Origin of the sequence: Pseudochrobactrum algeriensis (genome assembly GCF_018436245.1) — a bacterium.
Lineage (GTDB): Bacteria > Pseudomonadota > Alphaproteobacteria > Rhizobiales > Rhizobiaceae > Pseudochrobactrum > Pseudochrobactrum saccharolyticum.
Map to the genome: position 1 here is coordinate 2,399,242 of NZ_CP075361.1, position 16,835 is coordinate 2,416,076.

Here is a 16,835-nt window from a genome sequence, read left to right on the forward strand (position 1 = left end):
TCCATCCCTGAAAACTGGTAGTTTTACTATAAAAAGTGTTTTCAAGTGATAGCTAGTTATCCCGGCAATCGCTGTCAGCACCGATGTCTTGCATCAATGATGCCACTGCCGCCTCCAATTGCGGATCAGACGTCATACTGTAGCGGTTTGGATCGAATTCCACGACGATATCCGGTGTAATGATACCATTTTCATATTTGCGCCCGTCAGCATGCCGATAAGGCAAAACCGGAAATCTATATTGCAGTCCGGGTACGATTTTGCTGTTGACGGTAGTTACTGCGGTACCCGTATTAAGGAGCACATCGCCAATCACTTTGCCAAGTTTACGATCCTGATAGGCTTGCGGAAAAATTGACCCATCAGAATAACTGAAACTGTCAACCAATACTGCACTTGGCCAGAGCCAGACATTGTCAGGGCCGTCTTCACGAGGACGGTCATCTACTCCGTAGCTGAAGGCTGGTGTACCACTGAGCAGCGTGATCAATTCACGTGTCAAGTTACCACCGGTATTGGATCGAACATCTATCAGGGCAGCTTTCGCAAGACCTCGTTGTGACAGCAAAGCACCGAGTAACGACAGGTAATTGTCATTATCCATCGCATCCAGAGACTGATAGACAATACACTGGCGAGAAAGCTTACTGACCATAGCACGGCGATTATCGCTCAGATTTTTACTGGCCAAAATCAATTCGTCACGCCAATGGATGGGGGTAACCTCAATAAGACGCTCGCCATTATCACTGTTATCCGCTACACCAATAACGACCTGCCGTCCCGCATTGATATCAAGCAAACGGTCAATACCACCAGCCTCCGGAACTAGCTGTCCGTTTATCGAGGTGATGATATCACCTGCACCAATATTTAGTTTTTGCCGATCTAACGGTCCGCCGGGCAGGATGGCGGCGATTTTACGCCCTGCACCGTTGTAATCATTATCCAGATAAATCCCCAAAGCATCATTCTGTGTTCCCATCCCAACAAGGGCAGGATCAGGTGCTGTCATATCCGTAAAGAGATGCGACGCTGACAGTTCGCCAAACATGGCGGCCAGCAGACGTTCAAGATCACGTGGTCCGGCAATAGAGGGCAGATAAGCTCGGTACTTGGCACCAATCTGCTGCCAGTCACGATTTTCATGTGCCGCATCATAATAACGGTCATTAATATCAGCCCAAGCCTGTTCAAAGGCGGCGCTCAACGCAGCATTTTCATTTCGGCTGAACAAGATTTTAAGCGGTATTTCCACCCTCTGCGCCGGATCCTCTATAGAGCTTCGGATGATATGCGTGGGTGTTTTAATATCAACTGTTTGTATAGCAGGGTTGTGGCGGATGAATTGTATCTCTTCCGAGTTAGCCACCGGAATTGTTGTAACTTCCTGTAAATCACCATTCTCAAGGCTGATCAAATTCACCGACAGCCCCTCATCCATTGCGGAAAAACCCAGCAAATTTTTACCATCCGGTGCAGTGGCCAGCAATTCCATTTTTGGCAAGTTGCTGGTCAAGCGCTCTTCAAGCAAAAAGCTGCGCTGACGATCCGGCGTATATTGGGTGAGCAGTTGCTCCCCATCATTCGGATCGGTTTCGTCCTTGGCATTTGCCAGAAAATCCTGCCGTGACTGCCCAGACAAAAAGGCGCGATAAAGATCAAAGCGCGAATTCTGATGGCGATTATCAGCGCTGCGTGCAGTATAAAGCGTCGTTAAGCCAATAATTTGTGTGCCATCCGCACTCCACAAGCCATCATAAAAATTAGGGACAGCCAGTGCCAGCGGGCGCATCGGGGCACTGCCATCAGCGGGAACGATTGCAACACGATTCAATCCTGATCCGTCAATACTACGCCATGGAACAAGTAAATCTTTTGAGGTCGGAGACCAGCTGAACTCACCATTTCTGTCAAAGTAATCCGAGTTATAATCTGTCGGCTGATACAGCGTGGCAATCTCTCTGCTGGTCAGATCTAAGACTTTGATCTCGCGACGATCCGACCAAAAAGCCAATTTACTCCCATCAGGCGAGAATTTAGGATCGAGAGCATCACTATTGGCAGACACAACAAGCGGAACTTCATCGTAGGTCAGGCCAAGCTTGCCATTTGCCTGATCTTCAGAAAGATCAATGCCATAAATGCCCCATTTATGATCGCGCATTGCCGCATAGGCTAGCATGCGACCATCAGGTGAGAAAACAATATCGCGTTCCTCGCCTGCTGTTTTAGTCAGTTGCCGGTAATTACCTTTCAAATCAATAAGAAAAACATCTGCATTGATTATCAGTGCAAAATACTGCCCGTCAGGAGAGCTTTGAAAATTCTGACTGCTCAACGCTTGATAATTCACGAGATGGTTCATCCCCTGTTCCAGCGTATTGATATCAACCAGCTCTGCTTTATCCGCACCCGCTGCGAGCGTATGGACCTGACCATTGAAAGAAAAGGCAATTGTATTGTCATCAGCAACGGTTAGGTCGCGCACCGGAGAGCCCTCAAAATGAGTAAGCTGCTCTTCGCGCTTATTTTCCAGATTTAGCTTCCAGACATTTAGCCAGCCGGAAGCTTCAGACAGATAATAAAGCGATTGACCATCTGCACTCCAATGCGGATCAAGCCGATCAATGCCATCAACAGCAAAAAGGCGCTCATATTTGTCGCTAGCCCGCTCATAGATCCATAATTGACGGGCATTTGCCGCAACTCTATGCTGGCGCTCTATGGGGTCACCTGACGGGTCATAACTATAAACCAGCTTGGTAGCATTCGGATTCCAGCTGGCTTCAAGCGCAAAATTCGGCAGCACCAGTGACTCGCGCCCGCTGGCAATATTTACGGCGTAAAGCTGGGGCTTCCAAGTTGCAGCCCCCTGCACACTGCGTTGTGCATCTCCTAGCCGAAGTGCCGTATAAAGTACGCTTTTACCATCCGGAGAAAAGCTCGTCGGTACTTCTCTCGCCGATGAATAGGTCATGCGCTGCAATTTACCCGAAAAATCAGCCAGATAAACATCATCATTGCCGTTCACATCTGAAGCAAAAGCCAGCCGCTGAGAATCCGGAGCCCAGACAACACTATGACTATAAGCATTGGCCGGTGAAACTGCGACTGACAACCCGCCATCATTATCCGTCAGAAAAACCTGACCGCGATGGGTGAAGGCGATCAGTTTGCCATCTGGTGATAGCGCCGGCTTTTGAATCCAGCGCGCCGGCTCACCGTCAAAATCGGCTTTTGTTTGATTGGGGGCAATCACGGTCAGGGTTAGTAATGCAGTAAAAATTACCAAGTTTTGCATTATCATGACCGTCTCCGTCAGAATTTCACGCTGAAATTTTCATTCACGCCATATTTAGTAATACTAGAACCAAACTGCCCCATCCGTCGAAACACCCATACCAAGTGTCGACAATGAAGCATTCACTAACTCTGATTTCTCACAAATTGCTGCACAATTACTGCCTGTTTTTGTAGAACTAACTGTTCTGACGTTGGCAAGATTGGAAGAAGGCGCAGAATTTTCCGAATGGTTAAACCGTCAGGCATAGAAAGATCCATCACCGCGATCAATCTCGAGGCTTTTTCCTCTCATATACTACATTTTCAGCTTAACTATCGACTACGACACGTCGAAACGAATGTGAGAACTTCTAGTATTATTTATAACACTATATTTCCTGCAAAAATATCCCTGAAAACTGGTAGTTTTCAACAATTACTAAGAGGGTAAATACATAAGAAACAATTACAAATAATAATTATAAAACCAATATACCAGTTTTCAGGGATATCTATTGACCGTGCGTGATGATTAACATTCTTAAATTAAATGTTCATTCTGCAAAAAAATATCGCGGAATATCTTTTTCTTAGAGGAAGTGGAAGTTATGTCTCTTATAAAGGTTGGTTTAAAATACCTGACGTTAACCACGGCACTTGCAGCGCCAGCTTTTGTCCCAACCTTTGCCTATGCACAAAACGCCGAAGCCATTCCACCAGCCGCTGATGCGGAATATCACGCCAATTGGGGGCTTGATATGATCAACGCCCTGCCCGCCTATCTTAAAGGCTTTACAGGTAAGGGCGTTACAGTTGCGGTTATCGATACAGGCTTTGATATAAATCACCCTGAATTTAATGGGCGAATTTCGCCATTTTTTTATAATTTTGGCAACGATCAGGCTCCTGATAATCTTTTTCCTGCGCATTTAAAGAACGGTTTGCTGAACGGGCATGGTGTTCATGTTGCGGGTACCATTGGAGCTGGCCGTAATGGATTTGGTATGCAGGGTGTGGCATATGATGCGATGATCATGCCGTTACGCGGAGTTGAAGTCGATAGCACGCAAGACGATGTTCTCGCGGAGAATGAGGCCATTGTTCACGCTGCTGATAATGGCGCTCAAGTGTTGAATGGCAGCTATGGCCCCGGTGCATTTCCCGTTCCAAAAATTGATGGGCAGCCAAATCCTAATTATCAGGTTCTCGACTATCAGTTAGTTGATTCTAATCCATATTTTTTTGAACAAACTTATGAAGCCTTAAAATATGCGGCTGCCAAAGATGTCGTTATGGTCTTTGCCGCAGGTAACAGCCGTATGGTCCAGCCTGGTTATTATACGTCTATTCCCGGCGGAAATGGTATGTTTCCGCTTGTGACCCCAGAGTTCATTCGTAGTGGAAAGATCAGGTTTATCGATCACGAAAATCCTGATCTGGTTCTAAACAACCCATCAACTTATACTTTCCTTGATCCGGCAGACTCTGATTTCGATGACATGGATTTTTCCGATCTGAAAGGGACACTTATTGCCGTTGTATCGGTAGGACCTGATGGGCAAATGGCACCCTACAGCAATGAGTGTGGTGAGACTGCAGAGTGGTGTTTGGCCGCGCCCGGTGGTCATATGACGATAGAAGGTGATCCAAATGGCATCTATTCTACCTGGCCGGAAGGCGATTCAAAAAATGGCTATAGCGAATATCGCTATTCGCAAGGCACTTCGATGGCATCGCCGCATGTTGCAGGTGCTGCAGCCGTGGTGCGTTCGGCATTTCCTTACTTAAATGCTCGTCAGACGATCGAAACAATTCTCACAACTGCGACCAAAGAAGGCTTCGAAGACGAAACAAAATTCGGGCAAGGCTTGTTGAATCTCGGAGCAGCAGTCGACGGACCGATGGCGTTTCGTTACGCTGGTGTTTTTGATGTGGATACACAAGGTTATTCTTCAATCTGGTCAAACTCCATTTCCGGCATAGGTGATCTCACCAAGCGTGGCGATGGTATTCTCATCCTTGCGGGGCAAAACACCTATCAGGGACCAACCAATATTGTTGGCGGAGGTCTGGAAGTACAGGGAAGTATTACATCGGAAAGCCATATCTCGCAGACAGGCCAATTGTCCGGCAGCGGCTCTGTTGGCAATGTAATGCTGGCAAAAGGTGGCAAGATCTCTCCGGGCAGTGCGATTTTTGCAGACAATGCAATCGGCACTTTAACAGTTAATGGAAGTTTCATCCAAACAAGCGGCTCAACCTATATTGCAGGTCTGGCAGCCGCTAATGGCACTGATCACATCAGCATCAATGGTGTAGCTATATTTGGCAGCAATAGTTCATTGGAGCTTGTGCGCCAAAGCGCCGGACGTGGCACTGCTGCTGGACGCTACACGTTACTTACAGCCCGTGACGGTGTTATCGGTACCTATGATAATTGGGGCGGCAGCTTGGTTACGCAAACGCCGTTCATCGATTTTGCCTTAGATTATGATAGCAATAATGTCTTTTTAGAAACCAGCCGCTCAGATGTGGCTTTTGCAGATATTGCTGTTACGCATAATCAAACAGCCACCGCAACCGCCTTGGAAAGTCAGGGCGAAGGAAGCATCTTATATGACCACATGTTGTTTTTAGCTGCAACAGAAGCCCGGCAGGCCTATGATCAGCTCTCGGGCGAGGCATATGCCTCGATACAATCCTCATTGATCAATAACAGCGCATACACCCGCTCAGCTATTTATAATCAATTGACCCGAAGCTTTTCCAAGTCTTCAGGCATTGGTGAAACAACAATCGGTTATCTGGATCAGCCGAATTTCTGGATGCATGGCCTTGGTGAATGGACAACACAATCCGGCAACGACAATACGGCAAAAACAAGAAACAGTATTGGCGGTTTTCTGACCGGTATTGATGCACAGGTTTGGGATAATTGGCGGTTTGGCTTACTGGCTGGTTACAGCTACAGTAAGTTCCGCATTCATGAACGCATGTCTTCTGGCAAAAGTGACGATTACACCATCGGTTCTTATGCTGGCACTGAAAAGGCCTATAATCAAGGCACTTTGGCGTTCCGGTCGGGGCTCACATATACATGGCATAATATTGATATGAAACGTGGTATCGCCTTCGCCGGCTTTGAAGATAAGCTATCATCGGATTATAAAGCGGGAACGTTCCAAATATTTGGAGAACTCGGCTATAAGCATCAAACCACAGAACAATTCGCTATCGAACCCTATGCCAATCTTGCGTATGTGCATTTGAGAGCAGATAAATTCAGCGAAGACGGCCGTAATGGCGCAGCCTTGAACATTTATAAATCCACAATGGATACGGCGTTGGCATCGCTCGGATTTCGGATCTCGGCCGACCTTAATCAAGGGGTTATCCCGGTTAAAGCACGTGCGGACATTGCATGGCGACACGCTTTTGGCGATGTGACACCAACATCAAAAGCAAATTTCACCGGATCTGATGCTTTTACTATCAATGGCATGGCTATTGGTCGCAACACCGCACTTATCTCGACCGGACTGGATTTCCAACTTGAAAAAAATGCAGTTCTTGGAGTTACCTATCAGGGGCAATTCGGTTCCGGCATCACGCAAAATGGTCTGAATGCCAGCTTGAAAATCCAGTTCTGATGAATTTACGTTAAAACATGTCGCTATGCAGCTTACTCGTGCAACGTCTCCTTCTCTCCCCGTTGTGGGACAGAAGGAGATGTTAATGAACATGGGTGACCGCGATATTTTGCGCCCATCCATAGTCATATCCGTGGACGTGAGAATGTCTTCACTTCATCGAAAACAGAAGCGATTTTTTCATAAGCTTTGTATGCCCAATACTTAAATCTGAGGCAACTTGGCGGCGCGGCAAGTCACTGTCCAGTGCGATGCAAACCGTATCACGCTTAAACCAATCACTTTGCCATAATGACATACATGGTCTCCTGGACAACTGAATAGATGGAGTGGTTGCCGCCCTACTACCTAAGCGACAATTCTTGGGTGAAGATTGTTGCATTCAATCTACTCGATGGGAAGGATGGCAGACATAACTACAGATACAATGCTCGGGATCGATTTGGCTAAAAGCGTTTTTCAGGTGCACGGAGCATCGATGACAGGGCAGATAAAATTTCGTAAAAAGCTATCGAGGCTACAATTTCGTAAGTTTCTGGCGGAGCACCCCTCGGCGACCGTGGTTATGGAAGCCTGCGGCAGTGCGCATTATTGGGCACGAGAGATAGCCAAACACGGTCATGTGGTAAAACTGATTGCTCCCCAGTATGGACTTGCTTCGTAAAAGTGGAGAGGCGTTTTATATTAAACTGCCATTCTCTCGAAGTGAGCTGGGCTCATATAGTCGAGTGAGGAATGCCGACTTATGGGATTATAGAAGCGGTCAATATATTGAGCAATGGCTTTTTGTGCATCATCACGTGTATGGAATACGGTTCTCCAAATCATCTCTGTTTTCAATGTCTTAAAGAAGGTTTCAACCATGGCGTTGTCGTAGCAATTGCCTTTGCCGGACATGGAGGTCATGATACCATTTTCCTTCAGCTTTGCCTGATAATCAAAGGAACAATATTGGCTGCCACGGTCCGAATGATAGATCAACCCTTTTGGCGGTCGCCGCATTGTTATAGCTTTCTCGAGCGCCTGAAGAGCCAGCTTACGGTGTAAACGATCACTTACGGCCCAACCGATGACACGACGCGTGAACAAGTCAATGACGACCGCAAGATACAGCCATCCCTCGCACGACCATATGTATGATATGTCGACACCCCATTTCTGATTAGGTCCTGTTGCTGCAAAATCTTGTACGATGATGTTGGGCGTAATCGGAAAGCTATGATAGCTGTCTGTCATCTTCTTAAAGCGGCGTTTTTGGCGGGCGTATATTTTGTGGACTTGCGCCGCTTACGTTCCGGTCTACTGCTCACATTATGCGGCTTTTTCCTCTCTAGCTACTTAAATTATTATCGAATTACGATATAAAAAGCAGGACCTCAGGAAAAGCTATCACTGAAACTTGGTAGAAATAAAAATATGTCATTGCCAAGTTTACGATCCTGATAGGCTTGTGGAAAAATTGACCCATCAGAATAACTGAAACTGTCAACCAATACTGCACTTGGCCAGAGCCAGTCATTGTCAGGGTGGTCTTCACGAGGTCGGTCATCATCCCGTAGCTGAAGGCTGGCGTACCACTGAGCAGTGAGATCAATTCGCGTGGTATGTAGGCCGCACGAAACTGTTGCGCCTTTGCTCATGCGGTCATTTCCGCAGTGTAGTCATGCCATAATGCAAATGCATCGATATGTGCATGGCGGTAGGAATGAGCTGTGAGTTTATGGCGACGCGGACGGAAAATCAGGTTGATCTGATCGTGAGCGACAAGGAACCTTTGCGCCTGTCGCGCTGACTTGAACCGACCCAATATCGTTTCCTGTTTTCGCGTTGGCCTATGAGAGACTTCTATAGCATTATTCAAGCCTTTATGAACCCGGTGATCCGCATCTGCTGAAAGGTTTTGTATCGGCTCAATGTAACTACGCAGCTTGTCCGTCACGATCACACGTGGTTGACGAATTGCTTCACCAGTCTGGAGAAAAACCGTTTGGCAGTCTTAGTATTTCGACGCGTTTGAACTATAATATTAAGAACATCGCCATCTGCATCAATTGCCCACCAAAGCCAAAACTTCTTTCCTCCGATAGTAATGAAAGCCTCATCAAGGTCCCACTTGTCTTTTGGCTTTGGTAGACTCCTGCGGATACAGTCGGCTAAATGGCGACCGAAGCGATTAATCCAGACGCAAACGGTTTCTCGGCTGACAAACTCGCCACGCTCAGCAAGAAGATCTTCCACATCGGCCGTGCTCAATGCAATTCGGTGATAGGTCTAGACAGCGTAAGCAATAAATTCACGCGGAAAACGCCCCCCCCTACCTCAAACAACCTGGCAATGATGTCATATGCCTAACATTACTCCTCACCCTCAATTAAGGGTGAGAAATAACCGAATAATTCGGGGCTATTACAATTTATTGCACAGGTACCAGTTTTCAGGGATGGCTTTGCTGAATTCTCAGGGACATAAATCAAGTGAAAGTAGGTTGAATATTCATTTTGCGTCGAGGATCAGAAATATGCCCAGCCACAAAGTCAAGTCTCCTTCAGCTCTCACGAGACGGACTTTTTTATGCTCGTCCTCGGCAGCACCTCTTCTTGCATTATTTCCCCTGCCAGTTTGGGCGGCTACATCAATTTTTGATGTCAACTCATTCATGAGACTCTCAGAAAAACAACTGGGACAGACCGGACTTTCTAAGGACATGGCGACCACAATTATGGAAGTCTATATCAGACTTGGCAAAGAAGATGATCTCGTCCAACTGGCAGCAGGTGATGACAATCAAGATCTATCTGATTCATTGGTTGCCACTTGGTATACAGGTGAATCTCCAAACCCGGATGATCTGGTGGTGGTAGAATATACGGATGCGCTGATCTGGCAGGCGATGGATTACACCAAACCAATGGGATACTGCGGTGGCACAATTGGCTATTGGTCTGAACCGTCAGAAGCTTAATTCCGTTAATCGGGGCACTAGGGATTGTTACATGTCGGAAAATATTTCTGTTGATGTTTTGATTATCGGAAGCGGTATTGCTGGTGCAATTGCTGGTGCAAAATTGGCGCAAAAGGGTATGAAAGTGGCCTTTTTGGAAAGTGGAAAGCGTATTGATCGTTTTGATGCCGTCGAAAAATTCTGGAATGCGAAAATTAAGGTTCCGGAGTCGGCTTACCCGAATGATCCGACTGCCCCGCATCCGTTAGCTCACAGGATTGGTGATTATTATCAACAAATGGGGCCTGAGAATTTCAAATCGACTTATATCAAGGTTGTGGGCGGAACCACCTGGCATTGGTTGGGAACGACACTTCGCAATGTGCCTGCTGATTTCAAGATGAATTCACTTTACGGACAAGCGGTTGACTGGCCATTCGACTATCATGCGCTTGAGCCTTTTTATCTGGCGGCTGAACAGGAAGTCGGCGTAGCAGGTGATAGCACTGAGGACCTTGGCTCACCAAGATCGGGTGATTTCCCGATGCCGCTGATACCGCAGACATATCTCGATAAACAATTCACAAAAGCACTGGAAGGATCGAAATATCAAGTTCGATCCACGCCTCAAGGTCGCACCTCTGTAGCAATAGGCGATCGGCCTGAATGTTGCGGCAATGGCTCGTGCATCCCTGTCTGTCCGGTGCAGGCGAAATATGATGCGACTATCCATCTGGATCAGGCAGAAGGTGCGGGCGCGGTTATCTATGATCAAACGACAGCAACAAGATTGAACCTCGCGCCAGACGGGCAAATTGCCTCTGTCGATTTTCGGCGTGCTGATGGCAGCACTGGAACGGCAAAAGGCAAGGTGGTTGTTGTAGCTGCTCATGCTATTGAGACGCCACGCTTATTGTTAAACTCTGCTCAGGAGGGTGCCGCAAATGGTGTTGCCAATAGCTCCGATCAAGTTGGTCGCAATTTGATGGATCATCCAAGCAAATTAAGTTGGGCAGAGGCTAAGGATCCCGTCTGGCCTTATCGTGGACCGCTTTCCACATCAGGAATTGAAAATCTGCGTGACGGTGAATTTCGTAAAGACCGTGCGGCCTTTAGAATAGAAATTGGCAATGATGGTCATAATTGGCCAACGGGTGCGCCTTTGTCGACGGCGGTAGAATTGGCAAAGCAAGGATTACGCGGTGCCGAGCTTGACGCTGCAATCAGACAGGTGACTTCGCGACATATCCGCTTGGCTTCTCTGGTAGAGCAATCGCCCGAAGCCAGTAATCGCGTTACACTCGATCCGGAAAAGCGTGATGCCAATGGCATGCCACTGCCACGGATAGAGTATAATTATGATGAATATACGCGAGCCGGATTAGCTGAAGCTGAAAAGGCTCATACGGAAATATTCACAGCTTTAGGTGCAACAAACATCAATCATGCTAAGGACATACAAGGATCGGGTCACGTAATCGGTACGGTTCGTATGGGGACGGATGCTGCCAGTGCAGTCGTTGATGCTGATCTTCGTAGCTTCAATCATCGGAATTTATTTTTATTGGGTTCAGGGACATTTCCAACATCAGCGACGGCCAATCCTACACTCACAATTGCTGCCTTGTCATTGAAAGCAGTGCCGGCAATAGCTGCGACGGTAAAATTTTGACTTTAAGGTAAGAGTTATCAGACCATGACCTTCCTTCTGTGTTTTCTATCTGCGATTTACATTTGTGTTGATTTGGCAGGAGTTTAGCGATGGCCACTTCAATGGAGTTTCTCAAGGGCTCTGACTCAGATATCCGTGGGAATGCTTAGTGGCGCTGGACAAAATATATAAAGACGTGGTTGTTTTGGAAAAGCTTAAAGCTTGGAGCAGTAGTGAATGCAGTTGCCGCCCGCTACAGACTTCGGATGTACCATCTTTCTGAATGGCGCAGCCAGGTGCATTGCCGAAATCGTGTGGGCGATTAGATCATTCTCATGATATTTGACCTGCTGATGCACCAGTTCATCAGGGCATTTGCCTTCGGCCTTCAACTGCGTGATGGCAATCCCGTAGGTTGGTGCTTTATTAGTGTTGATGACACATTGCTTTCCCCAGTCTTTCAAGCTATTCAAAGCCTTCCCCAAGAAGCGCTTGGCTGCTTTGGCGTTGCGCGTCGCAGACAGGTAGAAATCGATCGTGTTGCCGAATTTGTCGACGACTCGGTAAAGGTAAGTCCATTGTCCCGGGACTTACACATAAGTTTCATAAACTCGCCGACTCGGGGGGAACGCGAACGCCGTCGGCAGCCATGGAGAAAAGAACACCGGTTAGATCCTCAACATTGGATAGTATGATGGCTTTGGCGATCAGGCTGGTGTATTTGACCTGTTTTTCTTGCTCGACTGGATCGCCGCATACGACGACCCTGACGAAATGGCAGGCTGGGTGAGTATGGCCTATAATGCAGCAGTAAGAGCCAAAGCATAATCGCCTTTCATACATTTACTATTGCGGACGCTAAAAGCTTCTAGCCATTCATAGGCCCCTAAATGGTACCGAACTGCGTCATAATAAAAGTCATTTGGCAAACGATCGCTAGAACGAGAAGAACCGATTGCGATTTCTGCTGGCGCGCATAGATAGCGGCACTACAAACTACAACCAAGAATAAATTGCGCAAAGGATATTCCAGCCCGAGAGAGAGGAAATGATCCATACCTTTTAACGCAGTATCGACAAAATCCATTAAGAAAACTGATATCAAAATGCAAAAAAACCAGCCGCGCTGTGACGTAAAATAATGTTGAAAGCCGGAATAGCCTTCCATGTTGTCTGGGAATAGCAAACTACAAGCTAGAAAATGCAAGCTGGCGAAGAAGATAAGGAACAGGTAGGCCTCAAACCTCCACACTAGTGTCTGGTTCAAATATAATTCATACCACCAAAAATGTACAACTGTCAGAAAGGTAAATAATACCCATCCCAAATGAATCAGATATATATTCTGGCGCTGTGGATGCTGAATAATACGACAAACACCCGTTAACAGCCTTGAAATACTTAGACCAAGTACAATGCCGATAATGACGCGTACATGGGTAAAGACTTCTACACTCGAAATATTAACATCCATCCCCCCGCCCCCCTTTGCAAATCCCCAAAGTGCTTAGAATGACAATTGCGCGCGCGCTTCACTCAGTGAAGAAGCAAAAATAAGGGCACCAATTTTTTAGCCAAATTGTAGTAGAAGATTTTCCAGCCTCAAGCGAACCTGCATATCGTCCTCAACGATAAGTACCGGCGCAGGCAAAATTAGATTGATTGCTATTGCACCTAAAGACATAGGTTGGCTCCTCAAGAAGGCCGTAAGGGTTACACAATCTAATACAAGATAATTTACCCGCATGAAACTTAACGGCTAAATTTACCTACATGCAGCTCTCCAAATCCAGTTTATTCTTACTCAGTCTAAAACTTCACGCTGAAATTAGCATTCACGCCGTTTTGAGTGATACCTGAACCAAACTGTCCTTGATAAGAGACACCAAGTTTGGAATTTTTCGTAATGGCGAAATCAAGTCCGGCTTCAATCAGTGCGGTATCTTTGCCAATCGGACTGCCCGATGCTGTGAACGCATTGGAGCCTGCAGCAAAGCTCGCAGTCGATAACGGGATCACATCGCCAAAAGCATGTCGCCAACCAAGATCAGCGCGTGCGGTTGTCAGTGTATTACCAAGCTCAAAGCTGGTTGAGAGACGCATGCCGAGGGTTGAGAGGGTTGTGTCCATCTTACCGGATTGTACGCTGAGCGCTGCACCATTATGACCTGTTTCTGTAAAACTGTCCGTTCTGACATTGACATAGGCAAGATTGGCATAAGGCTCGATGATCGCGCGCGGGCTGAGATCATGCTTATAGCCCAACTCGCCAAACACCTGAAACGTACCGCCATTGTAATCAGCGGATAGCTTGTCGGAATAGCCATTGAAAGCAACCGAGCGGCTCATCTCGATATTGTGCCAGGAATAGGAAAGCCCTGAACGGAAACCGATGGAACCTTGGCCCGTCGCCCATTCAGTGCCCGCATAAGCACCAAGAGTATAATTATCGCTGGAACCAGATGAAGAAAGGCTTGGTGTTTTAAAGGTTGAACGGCTGTATCCGGCCATAAGACCCAAGCGCCAATTATCATAAACATCACCGTCAATACCGGTGATGAACCCACCAATGGTCGACTTGGTGCGTGCGGCATTATCTGTAGCAGATTGTGTGGCCCAACTGCCGAATGCTGCCCCCCATGCGGCATAACGCTGAAGATCATCAGCATTAACCGGAGCAACATGATCAATGGCATTGCCTGCCTGACTGGTTTCGGCTTTCGGACCATAGGCCATCACAGACACCGGATTAACCGGTGTACCGCCAAATGCCTGAGACAGGCGATTATTGACCGATGACCGGGTGATGCCACTGGCATTGAGCAAAACGCCACTTGCGGATGCGTAGGCCTCACCACTTAGTTGCGGCAGGCTTGAGCGAATGGTTGAGCCGTCAGATTCAGAAAAATCCAGTGCTGCGAGCAATGGTTTAAACTCTGTCGCAGCATTATTGGCGAGACTATCCAATGCAGCGCCAACTTCACGGTCTTCACTATCTCCCGCATATTGCGAATAGGCATTCGCATCACGGCTCAATGATACGGTATAAGACAGATTACCATTATCTGTCGCACTCGCGTTAAGTGTCGGCGAGCTCAATGTGGTGCTAACACTTGTAAAGTTACCACTCATTGCGTCCACTTGTAACCACTCGTTTGAAGTGACGGTGAAACCATCACGATAATAACCGCGATCAGGTGCAAAGCTGATCGTGCCATTAAGACCAGCACTACCGTTTACAATTAGGCTGCTGATGTCAGACTGATCATTGAATGCGAGTTGCAAGGTGCCGGTAGCTGACTGAGCATAATTTCCATCAATGGTGATTGCTGCTCCAGCAACAGAAGGATTTAATATCCCGCTATTGCGGAACTGCTGAGCTGCATCTATCTGGTAAATCCCTTGACCGGAAAGCGTTGCTGCTTGCGCCACACCGACATCAAAGACTTGATGGTTGCCGGTCAGCAGTGTTGTGCCGCCATCAAGATGCAGCGAAATATTCTTGCCCTTGATATTGCCACCGTAAGCCAGTCTGAAATCCGTATCAGCTGTGCCAGTCGAATTCCCTTGTGCATCAGCCTTCAAGCCGAAACTCAGCTCCGTCAGGCGCAGATGGCCATCATCATCTTTTTGCTGATAATCAGAAATAATATCCCCGAAAATACTTGCCCCCTGCATGACATTGATCTGTCCCACCAAGGCATTTTCAGACATGAAAATGGCAGCCTTGTTACCTGCAACACGGCCGGTCAGATCGAAACTTGAAACAAGTGGGCCATTCACTTCATTCAGAGCCGTTTCATAATAATCGGGAAAATAATTTTCTAAATCTCGTTTTCCCGAGGTTACAAAATAAGAACCGCGATATTCATTGTTGTCACCTAGTGAATTATGGCCAAAGTCAAAACTGACCGCGATACCATTTTCACCCAGTGCTTGCACATCACCACGTTGAGTCAGGGTGTGATTTTTTCCGTACGCAAACAACACACCAAGACCGTTCTCACCGTTGGCGTGAACCCGTGTTCCGGGCAAAATAGTCATCGTATTGCCGATACCATCGACACGAATACCTGCACCGCCCGCCCCTGCGGATAGCAAATCTGCACGTTGGGCAATTATATTGCCGCTTCCATAGATATGAAGGCCGAGCCCCATGGTCGCGGTGTTATAGCTGTTGGGGATATAGGCAGTGCCTTCACTATTGCGAGCGAAGAAGGGATTATCATTGATCAAGGTAATGCCATCATTATAGACCGAGTAGCCAAACAGGTTACGGCGATCAATTGAGTAGCCAATATCTTGTAAGGCTGCGAATTCAGCCTCCATCAGCGACATATAATTTGAATATTGTTGATGGCTCATCATACTGTTCCTAAGCTCAGTATGCGAAAACGGGTCGTCCTTATAGCCAGGCACCAGATTTGAATCAACACGCACAGGAACACCCGGCATGGCACCATTGAGCACTGCATCTACATTCGACCCTGCGAAATAAGCAAATCCGTCACCGACATCAAATGTATCAGCTCCTGCCGCAGCGGGTTCACAAAAATTACAAATGATCGTTTGATCAGGTGCGGCAGCCTTGCCATTGACATCAATCAGATGGCTGCTCCACGCATTCAGGACGGGTGCAAACTTTGCCTTAATAGGGTTGTTGCCTGATTGTTGAGAATAGACTGATGCGGATATTCCGAGCGCATGGGCTATCTCATGTATGAGCGTGCTGGTCATATCGACCTTAGGGGTTTGGATCAGTTGTGATGGGACAAAGGGCTGCTCCCAATCCCAGTCCATTTTACCAATCCATATCACCCCATGCGCGCCGACCACCAAGTGCGTCGGGTCGATTTCTCTATTATTTAAAGCGGCCTCAATAAGTGTTCCTGCACCATTTTCATCTCTGGCAATCGGGCTTGTCGCGGCAGCATTTTCTACATCTTCAGTACCAATATTAAAGATGGCAGGGTTTTCCCCCGGTGTGATCTTGATGATGTCTGCCCAATATTGCGCAGCGGAATAGGTGCGCTCCAGCGTTGCAGGATCAAAGACCCAGGTTGAGGTATCATCCCTGAAAAATTTCCCGTCTTGCGGATAAAACATCCGCAATTCAAAAACGGGATTGCCGTTCGCATCAGTAATTATATGGGGGGTGAAAGCATAAGCGCTACCGGAGTAAAGACTCGTCAACAACCCCGCTGATAAACAGGTTGTCGAAGCCAATGCCAGTATAGAACTCAGTTTCATCAAGATACCCCTCTGCCTGCTTAAATTATTATCGAATAACGATATAAAAAGCAGCATC

6 protein-coding genes and 5 pseudogenes are annotated in these 16,835 nt (G+C 47.2%); 4 read left to right on the plus strand and 7 right to left on the minus strand.

Going from position 1 to position 16,835, the window contains the following annotated elements:
- Positions 1–52: 52 nt before the first annotated feature.
- On the minus strand, positions 53–3,310 hold the full coding sequence (locus KHQ09_RS13185; protein ID WP_213598685.1) for a S41 family peptidase: 3,258 nt from the start codon (positions 3,308–3,310) through the stop codon (positions 53–55).
- 583 nt (positions 3,311–3,893) lie between these two features.
- Between KHQ09_RS13185 and KHQ09_RS13190 the strand changes: the two genes are divergently transcribed.
- Positions 3,894–6,935, plus strand: coding sequence for an autotransporter domain-containing protein (locus tag KHQ09_RS13190; RefSeq protein WP_213598687.1), 3,042 nt, complete (start codon positions 3,894–3,896; stop codon positions 6,933–6,935).
- A gap of 149 nt (positions 6,936–7,084) precedes the next feature.
- Here KHQ09_RS13190 and KHQ09_RS18445 read toward each other — a convergent pair.
- Positions 7,085–7,233, minus strand: a pseudogene (locus tag KHQ09_RS18445) (IS3-like element IS1133 family transposase); the annotation flags it as partial.
- Positions 7,234–7,362: 129 nt separating this feature from the next.
- Between KHQ09_RS18445 and KHQ09_RS13195 the strand changes: the two are divergent.
- Positions 7,363–7,584: pseudogene (locus KHQ09_RS13195) on the plus strand (IS110 family RNA-guided transposase); the annotation flags it as partial.
- A 35-nt stretch (positions 7,585–7,619) separates the two neighbouring features.
- Here KHQ09_RS13195 and KHQ09_RS13200 read toward each other — a convergent pair.
- Together KHQ09_RS13200 and KHQ09_RS13205 are read right to left on the minus strand one after the other, a co-directional pair.
- Positions 7,620–8,198, minus strand: a pseudogene (locus KHQ09_RS13200) (IS3 family transposase); the annotation flags it as partial.
- A gap of 373 nt (positions 8,199–8,571) precedes the next feature.
- Positions 8,572–9,224 (minus strand): annotated as a pseudogene (locus tag KHQ09_RS13205) (IS6 family transposase).
- A gap of 229 nt (positions 9,225–9,453) precedes the next feature.
- Here KHQ09_RS13205 and KHQ09_RS13210 point away from each other — a divergent pair.
- On the plus strand, positions 9,454–9,897 hold the full coding sequence (locus KHQ09_RS13210; protein WP_210207363.1) for a sugar dehydrogenase complex small subunit: 444 nt from the start codon (positions 9,454–9,456) through the stop codon (positions 9,895–9,897).
- A 31-nt stretch (positions 9,898–9,928) separates the two neighbouring features.
- Positions 9,929–11,548 carry a GMC family oxidoreductase gene (locus KHQ09_RS13215; protein WP_116088964.1) on the plus strand — a complete coding sequence of 540 codons (1,620 nt, stop codon included), beginning with the start codon at positions 9,929–9,931 and terminating at the stop codon, positions 11,546–11,548.
- Positions 11,549–11,864: 316 nt separating this feature from the next.
- Here the strand turns inward: KHQ09_RS13215 and KHQ09_RS13220 are convergent.
- The 3 genes and pseudogenes from KHQ09_RS13220 to KHQ09_RS13230 all read right to left on the minus strand — a co-directional run.
- A pseudogene (locus tag KHQ09_RS13220) lies at positions 11,865–12,147 on the minus strand (DDE-type integrase/transposase/recombinase); the annotation flags it as partial.
- Positions 12,148–12,413: 266 nt separating this feature from the next.
- Positions 12,414–13,001 carry a hypothetical protein gene (locus tag KHQ09_RS13225; protein ID WP_113946508.1) on the minus strand — a complete coding sequence of 196 codons (588 nt, stop codon included), beginning with the start codon at positions 12,999–13,001 and terminating at the stop codon, positions 12,414–12,416.
- Between the two features lie 335 nt (positions 13,002–13,336).
- Positions 13,337–16,777: an autotransporter family protein gene (locus KHQ09_RS13230; protein ID WP_238481636.1), complete on the minus strand. Its 3,441-nt coding sequence runs from the start codon at positions 16,775–16,777 to the stop codon at positions 13,337–13,339.
- Between the last annotated feature and the right edge of the window lie 58 nt (positions 16,778–16,835).